Origin of the sequence: Streptomyces albidus (ex Kaewkla and Franco 2022) (assembly GCF_013870515.1) — a bacterium.
Taxonomy (GTDB): Bacteria; Actinomycetota; Actinomycetes; order Streptomycetales; family Streptomycetaceae; genus Streptomyces; species Streptomyces albidus.
In genome coordinates, this window is the sequence record NZ_JACBXA010000174.1 from 1 (window position 1) to 12759 (window position 12759).

At 69.8% G+C, this 12759-nt stretch carries 13 protein-coding genes; 4 read left to right on the top strand and 9 right to left on the bottom strand.

All coding sequences use genetic code 11. The features are described from left to right. The 5 genes from H5J26_RS21890 to H5J26_RS21910 form a co-directional block, all read right to left on the bottom strand. Positions 1-801: lysylphosphatidylglycerol synthase transmembrane domain-containing protein (locus H5J26_RS21890; RefSeq protein WP_181767637.1), on the bottom strand; the 801-nt coding region annotated here is incomplete at its 3' end. After that, on the bottom strand, positions 798-1661 hold the full coding sequence (locus H5J26_RS21895; protein WP_181767638.1) for a class I SAM-dependent methyltransferase: 864 nt from the start codon (positions 1659-1661) through the stop codon (positions 798-800). The genes H5J26_RS21890 and H5J26_RS21895, both read right to left, overlap by 4 nt. A gap of 11 nt (positions 1662-1672) precedes the next feature. Next, on the bottom strand, positions 1673-2839 hold the full coding sequence (locus H5J26_RS21900; RefSeq protein ID WP_181767639.1) for a glycosyltransferase family 4 protein: 1167 nt from the start codon (positions 2837-2839) through the stop codon (positions 1673-1675). Beyond that, positions 2812-3210 (bottom strand): 6-pyruvoyl trahydropterin synthase family protein, encoded by a 399-nt coding sequence (locus tag H5J26_RS21905; RefSeq protein ID WP_181767640.1) that lies wholly within the window; start codon positions 3208-3210, stop codon positions 2812-2814. Before H5J26_RS21905 ends, H5J26_RS21900 begins: the two co-directional genes overlap by 28 nt. A gap of 4 nt (positions 3211-3214) precedes the next feature. Then, positions 3215-4237 (bottom strand): zinc-dependent alcohol dehydrogenase, encoded by a 1023-nt coding sequence (locus H5J26_RS21910; protein WP_181767641.1) that lies wholly within the window; start codon positions 4235-4237, stop codon positions 3215-3217. Positions 4238-4345: 108 nt separating this feature from the next. Between H5J26_RS21910 and H5J26_RS21915 the strand changes: the two genes are divergently transcribed. Together H5J26_RS21915 and ribA are read left to right on the top strand one after the other, a co-directional pair. After that, positions 4346-5113 carry a CDP-alcohol phosphatidyltransferase family protein gene (locus H5J26_RS21915; RefSeq protein ID WP_181767642.1) on the top strand — a complete coding sequence of 256 codons (768 nt, stop codon included), beginning with the start codon at positions 4346-4348 and terminating at the stop codon, positions 5111-5113. Positions 5114-5202: 89 nt separating this feature from the next. Continuing rightward, positions 5203-5865 (top strand): GTP cyclohydrolase II, encoded by a 663-nt coding sequence (ribA, locus tag H5J26_RS21920; RefSeq protein WP_181767643.1) that lies wholly within the window; start codon positions 5203-5205, stop codon positions 5863-5865. Between the two features lie 199 nt (positions 5866-6064). Here ribA and H5J26_RS21925 read toward each other — a convergent pair whose 3' ends face one another. The 4 genes from H5J26_RS21925 to H5J26_RS21940 form a co-directional block, all read right to left on the bottom strand. Continuing rightward, positions 6065-8284, bottom strand: a complete 2220-nt coding sequence (locus H5J26_RS21925; protein WP_181767644.1) for an NADP-dependent isocitrate dehydrogenase — start codon at positions 8282-8284, stop codon at positions 6065-6067. Positions 8285-8600: 316 nt separating this feature from the next. Next, positions 8601-8822: a hypothetical protein gene (locus H5J26_RS21930; protein ID WP_181767645.1), complete on the bottom strand. Its 222-nt coding sequence runs from the start codon at positions 8820-8822 to the stop codon at positions 8601-8603. Between the two features lie 165 nt (positions 8823-8987). Beyond that, positions 8988-9764, bottom strand: coding sequence for a M15 family metallopeptidase (locus tag H5J26_RS21935; RefSeq protein WP_235980911.1), 777 nt, complete (start codon positions 9762-9764; stop codon positions 8988-8990). 152 nt (positions 9765-9916) lie between these two features. Continuing rightward, positions 9917-10654, bottom strand: coding sequence for an alpha/beta fold hydrolase (locus H5J26_RS21940; protein WP_181767646.1), 738 nt, complete (start codon positions 10652-10654; stop codon positions 9917-9919). A 92-nt stretch (positions 10655-10746) separates the two neighbouring features. Here H5J26_RS21940 and H5J26_RS21945 point away from each other — a divergent pair, with 92 nt between their 5' ends. Both H5J26_RS21945 and H5J26_RS21950 read left to right on the top strand, forming a co-directional pair. Next, positions 10747-11694: a helix-turn-helix transcriptional regulator gene (locus H5J26_RS21945; protein WP_181767647.1), complete on the top strand. Its 948-nt coding sequence runs from the start codon at positions 10747-10749 to the stop codon at positions 11692-11694. A gap of 250 nt (positions 11695-11944) precedes the next feature. Next, a complete protein-coding gene (locus H5J26_RS21950; protein ID WP_181767648.1) occupies positions 11945-12697 on the top strand; it encodes a GNAT family N-acetyltransferase in 753 nt (250 codons plus the stop codon). Positions 12698-12759 lie beyond the last annotated feature (62 nt).

Consider the following 12759-nt stretch of genomic DNA (forward strand, 5'->3'; position numbering starts at 1 on the left):
AGTCACGACCACCGTCCCCACCGGAAGCGGACCGTTCGGCGTGGCCATCACCAGCAACGCCAGCAGGAGCGGCGGCACCAGCGCGGTGACCGGGGCGGATGTTCCGGCGACCCGTGCGGCGGCGATGAAGAGTCCCACGTGCCCGCACAGCGCCAGCACGGAGAAACCGAGGACGCCGGGCCAGCTGTCGCGTGCGAACAGGGCGGTACGCGCGTCCAGGAGGAACGCGGCCAGCGACCGCCGCCACTTCTCCGCACGACGGCTCCTGCCCAGCGTCGCGACGACGATCAGCGCCAGGACGCAGACGACCACGGCGAGAGCTGTCAGCGGGCCCTGGAAGGCGCCGAGAACCGGCAGATAGGCAGAGCCCGCTGCCAGCGTCACCAGCGCTGTCGCCACGAGGACCACCTGGCCCGCGGCGCGCTCCAGGATGACCGCACGCACACCGCGGCCGAGGTCACCTGAGTCCCGGCCGTTGCGTACGGCGCGGTGCACATCGCCCAGCACCCCGGAGGGGAGCGTCGCGTTGATGAAGAGCGCCTGGTAGTAGTCGGCTACCGCCGTGCCCAGGCGCATCCGTATGCCGAGGCGGTCGGCCACCAGCCGCCACCGCCACGCGCTGAAGACGGTGGCGGGGATGCTGAAGAAGAAGGTGAGTGCGACTGCTTCGGCGTCGATGCGGCCGAGCGCCCCCAGCAGGGCCGAGGTTCCCAGCCGGTGCACCACGGCGATCAGGATGGCCAGCGCCATGGGTACGCGCAGCCTGCGCCAGATCGTCCGGCCGGCCTCACGGCCGGTCATGCGGGGGCCCCCTCAGCCGGACGGCCGGGCAGCGCGAGCAGGTCACGGTGATGGACCACCGCCGTCAGCTCGCCCGCATGACATGCGTCGAGTCTGCGGCGCAGGTACGCCTCGCGTTCCTGTTCCAGTTCCGGCTCCTGCGCACAGGCGGCGGCGACCCAGCCCTGCAGCCACTCCGCCGTCAGCACGCGGTCCTCGGGACCGAGGCGCCACGGGCTGGAGTGCGTGATCACTTCGGCGCCCCGGCTTTCGAAGGCCGCCGTTGCGGTGTCGACGGCGTCGGGGCCGAGCAGCCGCCGTCCCTCGTCGAGTCGACGCTGGTGAGCGTTGAAGGCCGCTTCGAATTCGGCGTCCAGCGGGTCCGAGGGGTCGATCTCGACCCGTCCCTCCACGGAAAGGGCCAGCAGCACCGCGCACCCGGCTTCGGTGCAGTTCGCGGCGATGCGGTCCACTTCCTCGGAGGTCAGCACATCGAGCAGGGCCGAGGCCGCGACCAGCGACGTGCCCGCGAGGTCGTCGCTGTCCAGGCGCGTGATGTCCTGCTCCTCGGGCACCACTTCGATGCCCGTGCCGTCCGCGGCGGTGAGCGGCATGCGTCCGGCGATCTCTGCGAGCAGCGCCGGATCGCGGTCGTACATGACCCAGTGCTGTGGGCCGCCGAGCCGATCGGCGAGCCAGCGCCCCATCGACCCGGTGCCGCAGCCCAGGTCGCGGACGGTCAGCGTCCCGTCGGGGGCAGCGGTGTCCTTCAGGAACGCGCGCAGCGGTTCGAGCAGCTGCTGTGCGCGGGCCTGTGCGTCGGCGCGTTCACGCAATGCCAGCCATTCGGGGGCGTAACGGGAAGCACCGACGGTGTTCAAAGGGTCCTCCGCTAATCCTGAGGTTCGCGTGGTACGGGTGGTTCGCGGTGAAGTCGCTCCAGCACACCTGCCAGATGGCGAGAGGCTTCGGGCCAACCTTGCAGCCCAGCGCGTCGATCTCGTGCAGTTGTTGTCAGATGACGATGAATCGAGGGATCGGTCAGCCAGCGGCGCATAGCAGCAGCTAGGGCGGCCGCATCACCGGCTGGGACCAGAATGCCGGGAATGCTCCCGTCCGAGGCCTTTCCCACGGTGTCCGGTACCGCGCCGACCGCCGTGGCCAGCACCGGGACTCCCCGCGCCAGGGCCTCCGTGAGGACCATGCCGTAGGTCTCGGCGTGCGAGGCGAGGACGAACATGTCCGCGGCGCCATAGGAGGCTTCCAGCTGCTCGCCGGTACGCGGGCCGGCGAGCAGCACCCGGTCGGCGATCCCGGAGTCGTCGAGCAGGCGGCGCAACTGCGCGGTGTAGCCGGGGTCGCGGTCCAGGGAGCCGACCAACTCGCAGCTCCATGCCAGGTCCCGGACCTCGGTCAGGGCACGCACGAGCAGATCCTGCCCCTTGCGCGGCGTGACCGCGGCGACGCAGAGCAGCCGGGGCGTGTCGCCGCTGCCGTGGGCGAGGGGCGCCGGGTCCGTACCGGGACACACGGTGTGGACCCGCCGTTCCTCCAGTCCGTGCCGGGCGGCGACATCGCGGCTGGCCCAGTGGCTCGTGGTGATCACGGCGTCGGCGGCCCGCAGGGTCTCCCTTTCGCGCGTCTCGAGTTCGGCTGCCAGCTCCGGCGCGATCCCCGTCTCGTCCGCGAGCGGCAGATGCACGAGCACCGCCAGGCGCAGCCGCCGCGCCTGAGGTACGACGATGCCGGGGACCCCGCAGGCGACAAGTCCGTCGACGAGCACGAGCGAACCGTCGGGCAGCTCGCCCAGTGCGCGGGCCAGCCCTTCCTCCTCGGCGGCGGTCGGCTGGGGCCAGCCGCCGGGAAGCCTCATCTCCCGCACCGGCCGCCCGTGGGCCGCCAGTTCACGACACATGCGCAGGTCGTAGGCGTTGCCGCCGCTGGGCGACGCCGTGTCGTCGACGCCGCCCGGCATCAGGACGTGTACGGGCTCCGCGTCCGTCGCACCCGTTCCGGCACCGGCCGGACCGCTCACAGGGTCCGCTCGTAACCGGCCCATGCGACATGCGATTCGTGCAGGGTCACCGAGATCCCTTCCAGCCCGCGGGCGCCCTCGCCGAGCGCGCCCGCGTGCACACGGTCGGCGAGCCGGTCGGCGACGACCTTGGCCAGCATCTCGGTGGAGGTGTTCACCCCGGCGAAATCGGGTTCGTCGTCCAGATTGCGGTAGTTGAGAGCGGCCAGTACGTCGCCGAGCTCCTGCGTGGCGGCGCCGATGTCGACCACGATGCCGTCGGCGTCGAGTTCGCTGCGACGGAAGCACGCGTCCACGATGAACGTCGCGCCGTGCAGCTTCTGGGCCGGTCCGAAGACGTCGCCGCGGAAGCTGTGGGCGATCATGATGTGGTCACGAACGGTGATGCTGAACATCGGCTCACTCTCCGGTACGGGTGTTTCCTGTTGCTTCGGCGTCGTTCGACTCGTCGCCGTAAGTGATGAGATGGCACAGGGCGGGCAGTTCGCCGCCGGCGATGCGGGGCATCACCTCCGGCAGTTCGCCGAATCGCGAGGTGCCGGTGATCAGCGTCTCCAGGGCGGGATCGGCGAGGAGTTCGAGCGCGAGCGCCATGCGGTCGGCGAAGGTGCGGCTCGCGCGCCTCGCCGGTGGCAGTGAGCCCACCTGACTGCTCCGGATCGCCAGCCGCCGCGAGTGGAAGGACTCTCCCAGCGGCACGCTGATCTTCTTCTCGCCGTACCAGCTCAGTTCGATGACTTCGCCGTCCGGGGCGAGCAGTTCGAGGGACGTCGACAGCCCGGCCTGGGAGGCGCTTGCGTGCACCACCAGATCACAGTCCCGGGCGGCGTCCTCCGGCAGGGCGAAGTCGACGCCGAGCGCTTCCGCCGTACGGGCCCGCGCCGGGTCGGAGTCGATCAACTCCACGCGGGAGGCCGGGAACCGGCTGAGCACGGAGGCGACACAGCTGCCCACCATTCCCGCACCGACGACGGCGATCCGGTCACCCAGCAGCGGTGCCGCGTCCCAGACGGCGTTCACCGCCGTCTCCATCGTCCCGGCGAGCACGGCACGCTCCGCGGGCACTTCGGAGGGCAGGGGAGTCACGGCGCTCGCCGGGACCACGTACCGGGTCTGGTGAGGGTAGAGGCAGAAGACCGTGCGGCCCACGAGTGCGGGGTCTCCCTCTTCCACGACGCCCACGTTGAGGTAGCCGTACTTGACCGGACCGGGGAGGTCGCCCTCCTGGAAGGGGGCCCGCATCAGGGCGTACTGGCTCTGCGGGACGAGGCCCTGGAAGACCAGTGATTCGGTGCCGCGGCTGATCCCCGAATACAGCGTGCGGATCAGCAACTCGTCGGGGCCGGGGGCCGGGAGAGAGGCGGACCGGATCTCGCCGAGCCCCGGGGAGAGGAGCCAGTAGGCACGTGCGTCGAGCTCCAATTTTTGTGCCCTCCAGGCAGGTCTAACTGCATTTCCTTCACATCTCCGAGGTCACTCGTACCATAATCACCCCCACCCGGCTCCGCCACACCAGCACCAGGAGGCGCGATGATCACTCAAGACGGGCGGGTCACAGGCCAGTTGGAACGGCACACCGCTCAGGGCGTGGCCGCCCAGTTTCTCCTCCTGGGAGTCCTCTGGGCCGTCACAGGAATGGGAGCGGTCGGCTGGCTGACCGGCGCGGTTTGGGGTGTGGTCCTCGGCGGGGTCCTGCTCAGATCGCGGAAGCCGGCCCTGGGGCCGGCCGACCAGGTAACCCTCAGCAGAGCGGTGCTCACCGGAGGGGTGGCGGCGCTCGTCGCCGACGGCGGCGCGCACGCCTCCGTGGTTCCCCTCATGGCGCTGACCACCGCGGCGCTCGTTCTCGACGCCGTCGACGGCATCGTGGCGAGACGCACGGGCACCGAGTCCGCCCTCGGCGCCCGCTTCGACATGGAGGTCGACGCCTTCCTCCTCCTCGTACTGAGCATCTACGTCGCGCTCTTCCTGGGCCCGTGGGTGCTCGCGATAGGTGCCATGAGGTACCTGTTCGTCGCCGCCGCCCAGGCCCTGCCGTGGATGCGGGCCTCGCTGCCGCCGAGCATGGCGCGCAAAACCGTCGCCGCGCTCCAGGGGATAGTTCTGGCCGCGGCGGCCTCGGGGCTCTTCCCGTATCCCGTCGCGCTCGGTCTGGTCGCCTTCTCACTGGCCACACTCGTCTGGTCCTTCGGCCGCGACACGGTGTGGCTGTGGCAGTCCCGTCTCTCGTACGAGGGAGACCGATCACTGCCCGCAACGGGGTACCGAACCGACCGTTCCCGTACGTCTCATCCGTGACCGGGCATTCAAAACCGCAGGTCCGCAGCCTGGTTCACCTTTTCTGACAAGAGCCCGATCATTGGTTGTACGGGAGGTAGGGTCACCGCATGGCAGACCATGAATTCTCTGCAAACGGCGTGCGGCGAACAGCCGTTGAGCGGGTGGTCGAGGTCCGACTGCCCACGGTGCACGGAGATTTTCTGGCCTTCGGGTACATGGATCGCAGCACCGGTAATGAGCAAATAGCCCTCGTGTACGGAGACATCACCCCTCACGGCGTGATGACCCGTGTGCATTCCGAGTGCCTGACAGGAGAGGTCTTCGGCTCCACGCACTGCGAATGCGGAGACCAGCTGGGCACAGCCCTGCAGATGATGGTCGCCGACGGCGCGGGCGTCCTGGTCTACATCCAGGGGCACGAAGGCCGCGGAATCGGGCTTCTCGCGAAGTTGAAGGCGCTGAAATTGCAGCAGGCGGAAGGCCTCGACACCGTCGAGGCGAATCTCGCGCTCGGACTCCCCGTCGACGCGCGTGAATACACCGTCGCCGTGGACATCCTCAACGACCTCGGTGTGGAATCCGTACGCCTGCTGTCGAACAATCCGAGGAAGCGGGCAGCCCTTGAGGCGAACGGAATTAAGATCGCCGAGCGGATCCCGCTGCTGATCCCGCCCAACAAGGAGAACTACGACTATCTGTGGACCAAGCGGGAGCGGCTGGACCACAGTCTGCCGCACCTCGACGGTCTGCTGGGGCTCGAGAGCCGCTGATCCGAACTCGCGCACTGGGGGCACGAGTTCGGATCAGCGTACGGACCCGCGACCTTGAAACCGGTGCGTGAGACCTGAGGTCTGCCGACACCACGTTCACGAAAAGGGACCTTGCCCCACCGAAGTGGGGCAAGGTCCCTTTCCCTTGCCGTTCAGGCCCGGTCGGACACGTTCACGTGCCCGACCGGCTCCGGCGTCGTCAGCCGAGGGTCGCGAGGGCCTCGTTGAGGATCTTCGACGGGCGCATCACGGCCGCCGCCTTCTCCGCATCGGGCCGGTAGTAGCCGCCGATGTCGACCGGTGATCCCTGGACCCCGAGGAGCTCGTCGGCGATGGCCTGCTCCTGCTCCTTCAGCGTCTTCGCGAGATCCGCGAAGGCCTCGGCCAGCTGTGCGTCGTCGGTCTGCTTGGCCAGCTCCTGCGCCCAGTAGAGGGCGAGGTAGAAGTGGCTGCCGCGGTTGTCGATCCCGCCGAGCTTGCGGCTGGGCGACTTGTTCTCCTCGAGGAAGGTCGCGGTCGCACGGTCGAGGGTGTCGGCGAGGATCTGGGCGCGCGGGTTGTCCGTGGTCTGCGCGAGGTGCTCGAAGCTGACCGCCAGGGCGAGGAACTCACCCAGGCTGTCCCAGCGCAGGTAGTTCTCCTTGACCAGCTGCTGCACGTGCTTCGGCGCGGAGCCGCCGGCCCCCGTCTCGAAGAGGCCGCCGCCGTTCATCAGCGGGACCACGGACAGCATCTTGGCGCTGGTGCCGAGTTCGAGGATCGGGAAGAGGTCCGTCAGGTAGTCGCGCAGGACGTTGCCGGTGACGGAGATGGTGTTCTCACCCCGGCGGATCCGCTCCAGGGAGAGCGCCATCGCGTCGGCCGGCGACATGATCTCGATCCGCAGGCCCTCGGTGTCGTGCTCGGGGAGGTACTGCCGGACCTTGGCGATGAGGTTGGCGTCGTGCGCGCGGTCCTCGTCGAGCCAGAACACCGCCGGGTCGCCGGTCGCGCGGGCGCGGGTCACCGCGAGCTTGACCCAGTCCCTGATCGGGGCGTCCTTGGTCTGGCACATCCGGAAGATGTCGCCGGTGCTCACGGTCTGCTCGAGGACCGCGTTGCCGTCGCCGTCGAGAACGCGCACCGTGCCGGTCGCGGGAACCTCGAAGGTCTTGTCGTGGCTGCCGTACTCCTCGGCCTTCTGCGCCATGAGGCCGACGTTGGGCACCGAACCCATGGTGGAGGGGTCGTAGGCGCCGTTCGCACGGCAGTCGTCGAGGACGACCTGGTAGATGCCCGCGTAGCTGCTGTCGGGGATGACCGCGAGGGTGTCGGCCTCGTTCCCCTCCGTGTCCCACATGTGGCCGGAGGTGCGGATCATCGCCGGCATGGAGGCGTCGACGATGACGTCGCTCGGCACGTGCAGGTTGCTGATCCCGCGGTCGGAGTCGACCATCGCCAGCTCGGGGCCCTCTTCGAGCTCGGCCTCGAAGGACGCCTTGATCGCCGAGCCCTCGGGCAGCGAGTCCAGGCCCCTGAAGATCCCGCCGAGACCGTCGTTCGGGGTGAGCCCCGCGGCCGCGAGGGTGCTGCCGTGCTCCGCGAACGTCTTCGGGAAGAAGGCCCGTACGACATGGCCGAAGATGATCGGGTCGGAGACCTTCATCATGGTGGCCTTCAGGTGCACGGAGAACAGCACGCCTTCGGCCTTGGCGCGCGCGACCTGCGCCTTGAGGAACTCGCGCAGCGCCGCGGTGCGCATGACGGACGCGTCCACGACCTCCTCGGCGAGCACCGGCACCGACTCCCGCAGGACGGTGGTGCTGCCGTCGTCGCCGACCAGCTCGATGCGCAGCGCGCCGTCCCGGGCGATGACCGCGGACTTCTCGGTGGAGCGGAAGTCGTCGGCGTCCATGTGCGCCACGTTCGTCTTCGAGTCGGCGGACCACACGCCCATGCGGTGCGGGTACGCCCTCGCGTAGTTCTTGACCGAGGCGGGGGCGCGACGGTCGGAGTTGCCCTCACGCAGGACCGGGTTGACGGCGCTGCCCTTGACCTTGTCGTAGCGCGAGCGGACGTCCCGCTCCTCGTCGGTCTTCGGGTCGTCCGGGTAGTCCGGCAGCGCGTACCCCTGCTGCTGCAGCTCGGCGATCGCGGCCTTCAGCTGCGGGATCGAAGCTGAGATGTTGGGCAGCTTGATGATGTTCGCCCCGGGCGTCTTCGCCAGCGCGCCGAGGTCGGCGAGCGCATCGTCGATGCGCTGGCCCTCCTCCAGGCGCTCGGGGAAGCCGGCGATGATCCGTCCCGCCAGGGAGATGTCCCGGCTCTCGACGCTGACCCCGGCGGTTGAGCCGTATGCCCTGATCACAGGCAGGAACGAGAACGTGGCCAGGGCGGGGGCCTCGTCGGTCTGCGTATAGATGATGGTCGAGTCAGTCACCGATACTCCGCTTCAGGTCTACATCGTCTCGATATCAAGATATCTCAGTGGCCGACGGCCATGGGCAGGGCCCCCGCATCCGCAAGGGGATGCGGGCGGCGAGCCCGTGCGGGCAGCCCCACGGAGCCTGCGTGCAGCGCGCCCCGCGCCCCGGACAACCTGACGGAGGGTGTCGGGGAACGAAGGAGGCAGCGCGGCACGGACGACCGGGCACACGTCACGGTCGACGCAGAACCCCGCGACGGAAAACCCCGCGCCGGGAAGGCCGAGCAAAGCGGACTCGGACCGTCACCGGGGGGCGGGGCGGCTCACAGGATCAGAGCTTGTCCATTCCGGTGTACGGGCTGACGATCCGTGCTTGGCGGGAGCCGAAGTCGACGAGCATCGCGATCCCGTCCTCGACACCGATGATCCTGCCGAGTCCGTATCGGTCGTGTGAGACCCGGTCTCCGAGGGAGAAATGCTTGGCCAACGGAGCAACGGGGGCCTTGAAGGGGCTTGTGGGGAGGTGGCGCCGCGGCGCGGGTGGCTTGGTCATCGTGTCGCCAGTATGCGCCCCCGACTCGGCGCTCGGCCAGGCTGGGAGCGTGACGAAGACGACCGGGCGCTCCCGTGCCGCCATGATCCGGCCGGGTCATGCGACGAACGGCCCGGTCCGCGGGGGTGCGTGTGCCGAGTGGCACTTGGGGCAGCCGGCCGCTGATCACGCCGATGTGGCGGCTCTCGTGCAGGGTCCGTAGAGGGCGGCTCGAGTGCCGGTCGTCCACGCCCAGTAGCGGTCGCCGTAGGACCAGTGCCACCACTCGGTCGGGTAGTTGACGAGACCTGCCGAGGTGAGCGCGCCGACCATCGTGGTCCGGTTGCGTGCGGCGTGTTCGGACAGCCCCGGAGCATGCGTGTAGCACGCTCCTCCGCTCTCCTCCGGGGTCGCGGCCTCGGGGCTTCCCATGTCGACCTCGGTGCCCTCCGCGGTGCAGACGGTGAGATCGACGGCGGCTCCGGCCGTGTGACCGGCGGTCTCCATGGGGGCGCACCACCGGGTCGCCGCGGCGTGGATCTCCGCCTCGTCCGCCCGCGGACGGAGCTCGCGCAGGTGCGTCGCGTACCCGTCGAAGATGCTCTGCTGCAGGGCCGGTGGCCGGTAGCCCTCCACGAGCAGCCACCGCAGGCCGTCGGGCAGCAAGGCCTCCGCGTGCAGCAGACGGTTCAGGACGCCGGCCCGCAAGTGCGCCCAGTCGCCGTCCGGATCGGAACGCCGACGGTCGACGCGCAGCACCTCGCGGCAGTCCACCAGGGGATCGCCGCACTCCCTGAGCGGCACCGCGGCCACCCGGGGATCGCCGATCAGGACGATCTCTCCCGCATCAGCGGGAAGCACGACGTCGCGCTTGCCGCTCAAGTGCGGCGAGTGCGGCGAGTGCTGTGAGTTCTGCGAGTCGTCCATCTGGCTCCAGCGGCCGGGTACACGGGCTGGCTCCATGATCGGCGTCCGCCGGACGCAGGCAAGGACCCGGACCCGAGGGCCGGCCTTCGACGCGTGAACCAGGCCCAGGGGTCCGCGAGCCACGAGGGGCGCGGCATCCCGGTCGCGGATCTGCCGGTGGCCCGGTACCGGCCACCGGCAGAGGTACGTCAGCGCGCGATCTTGTCCAGGAGGGCGGCCAGTTCACCGGGGCGGGAGAACATCGGCCAGTGACCGGTGGGCAGATGGTGCATGTCCATCCCGGCCATCAGCGCGAACACGGGGTTCCCCGTGGAGGCGACCATGTCCACCTGCTCCGGTGTGAACGTCGACATGATCACCGACCGGGGAGCGGCAGGCAGCACGGCCGGGCGCTTCAGCGGATCCGCTGCGGTGCCGAACGGCTGCGGAGTGCCGAGGGTGCGCATGCGCGTCAGGTGCGCGTCCGTCAGATCCGCGAGGTTCACGGGATCGGCGGCCGGATCGAACGCCGGCACCGGGATCCTGTGGCCCTCGCCGTCGGCGGCCACCTGTCTGCGCAGCTCTTCCTGCGCCTGCGGCTCGTGGAAGTCGATCCCGGCCATGCCGTCGGGCATCGGGCCGCTGTCCACGTAGACGATCCGCGCGATCCGCTCGGGAATCCGGTCGGCGGCGCCGGTGACCGGCATGTTCGCTCCGCTGTGCCCGACCAGCACCACGTCCCGCAGGCCGCCGTCCTCGACGACCCGGACGATGTCCGCGATGTGGGTCTCCAGGCCCACGTCCGCCGTGGCCTCCGCGGCCCGGTCCGCCAGCCCGGTCAGCGTGACCGGATGGACGTCGTGCCCTGCATCCCGTAGATCACGGGTCACCTCTTCCCACGCCCAGGCGCCGAACCAGAACCCGGGAACCAGAACGATCGCAGCCATGACGTCCACCCTTCACGTGTCTCTTTCCACCCGTACGTGAATAGAGTGGGCCCTATACCGGACAGGATCCGCCCGGATTTGCGAGGTGATTCGTGTCCCACCCCACGACCCGCGTGCTGGCCATGCTGGAACTGATGCAGGCACACCACAGGATGAGCGGTTCGGACCTCGCCGAACGGCTCGGCGTCGACGAGCGGACCGTGCGCAGATACGCGGGGCGTCTGGCCGAACTCGGCATCCCAGTGACCGCGGAACGCGGCCGGTACGGCGGCTACCGGCTGATGCCCGGCTACAAGCTGCCACCGCTGATGCTCAACGACGACGAGGCGACGGCGGTGGTGCTGGGCCTCATGGCCGGACGCAGGCTCGGCCTGCCCGGAGAGGCGGCCGAGAGCGCGCTGGCCAAGGTGCAGCGAGTGCTGCCGCGCTCGCTGCGCGAACGGGTCCAGGCTCTCCAGGAGACGCTGGGCTTCACCTTGACCTCCCGTGAGGGTGACGCTCCCGCCACCGACACCGTGCTGACCCTGGCGCAGGCGGCACGTGAACGCCGACGTGTCCGGATGCGCTACCGGTCGTGGCAAGGCCAGGACAGCGAACGCGAAGTGGACACGTACGGCCTCGTCTTCCACTCCGGCCGCTGGTACTTCGCAGGACACGACCACCGAAGCGGCCAGACCCGCACTTTCCGCGCGGACAGGGTGGTCGCCGTGGAGATGGGAACGGCGACGTTCGACATGCTCGACGACCTCGACCCGGTCCAGTACGTGACCCGGTCGCTGGCGGCGGTTCCCTACACGCATGAGGTGGAGGTCGTACTGGAGACGACCCTGCGGGAGGCCGGCAGGCGCATTCCGCCCTCGGCCGCCTCACTGAGCGAGACCCCGGACGGCGTTCTCGTGCGCGCACGCGCCGAGAACCTGGACGGGATGGCGCAGATGCTCGCCGGGCTCGGCTGGCCGTTCAAGATCCGACGCCCGGACGAACTGCGTGACGCCGTACGGGACTTGGCCGCGCGTCTCACCGAACGGGCCGACGCCTGACCGGGACGAGGCGATCACGGGAGCCTTACGTCCCGGCGGGCCTCGGTATCTGCCGGACCGGTCGACCGCGTCCCGTCGAAGGGACCCCGCTGCTCCCCGCGGCACCCAGCCGACGCGGAAGGGCCCCCGAGCGGTAACTCGGCAGACCTGCGCGGAACATGAGCAAGCCCTTGGCTACGGATGAACCCTCGCGGAGGATCGCTGGATACGTCCCGCGCGGGTGCCGCTTTCCGACAGAGGGAGATCACCCATGCTCACTGCTTCCACGGTATCGGCCGCCGCCGGTACGTACGCCACCTCCATGGCCGGGACCCGGGAAGAGATACGCGCGGCCCAGCGCCTTCGTCACCGGGTCTTCGCCGAGGAGAGGGGCGCACGGCTGAGCACGACGCTGCCCGGGCACGATGTGGACGGTTTCGACGACATCGCCGACCACCTCGTCGTCACCGAACAGGCAACGGGAGAGATCGTCGGGACGTACCGGCTCCTGCCCCCGGGCAGGAGTGAACGGCTCTACTCCGACGGCGAGTTCGACCTGCGAGGGCTGCCCGTCCACATCCGGCGGACCATGATCGAGGCGGGCCGGGCGTGCGTGCACCCCGATCACCGTTCGGGCGCCGTGATCAACGCGATGTGGGGCGGCCTCGCCCGCTACCTGCTGCTGTCCGGGCACCGCTACCTCGCCGGCTGCGCCTCTGTGCCGCTGAGCGACGGCGGGCAGGCCGCGGCGGACGCCTGGCTCCTGGGCACCACCAGGCACGCCGCCCCGCCCGAGTTGAGGGTCCACCCGCACGAGCCATGGACCCCGCGGCGGCAGCTGACGGCGAGGGCCAACTACGAGGGACTGCCACCGCTGCTGCGCGGCTACCTCCGGGTCGGCGCGTGGATGTGCGGTGCGCCCGCCCACGACAGGGACTTCGGCGATGCGGACTTCTTCGTCCTGCTCGACATGCTCCGGATGAACGACCGCTACCGACGCTACTTCCTGGAGGAGGACCGGTGAACTCCTGGGTCGTCGCCTCACCTTGCACCTCGCGCTGCGTCACGTCGGCGGCACACGGCGAC

Coding starts and splice junctions, on each gene's coding strand:
- ribA (WP_181767643.1), top strand. CDS start 5,203: ATGGCAGACCATGAATTCTCTGCAAACGGCGTGCGGCGAACAGCCGTT.
- H5J26_RS21935 (WP_235980911.1), bottom strand. CDS start 9,764: ATGGAGCCAGCCCGTGTACCCGGCCGCTGGAGCCAGATGGACGACTCG.
- H5J26_RS21930 (WP_181767645.1), bottom strand. CDS start 8,822: ATGACCAAGCCACCCGCGCCGCGGCGCCACCTCCCCACAAGCCCCTTC.
- H5J26_RS21940 (WP_181767646.1), bottom strand. CDS start 10,654: ATGGCTGCGATCGTTCTGGTTCCCGGGTTCTGGTTCGGCGCCTGGGCG.
- H5J26_RS21950 (WP_181767648.1), top strand. CDS start 11,945: ATGCTCACTGCTTCCACGGTATCGGCCGCCGCCGGTACGTACGCCACC.
- H5J26_RS21915 (WP_181767642.1), top strand. CDS start 4,346: ATGATCACTCAAGACGGGCGGGTCACAGGCCAGTTGGAACGGCACACC.
- H5J26_RS21905 (WP_181767640.1), bottom strand. CDS start 3,210: ATGTTCAGCATCACCGTTCGTGACCACATCATGATCGCCCACAGCTTC.
- H5J26_RS21900 (WP_181767639.1), bottom strand. CDS start 2,839: ATGGGCCGGTTACGAGCGGACCCTGTGAGCGGTCCGGCCGGTGCCGGA.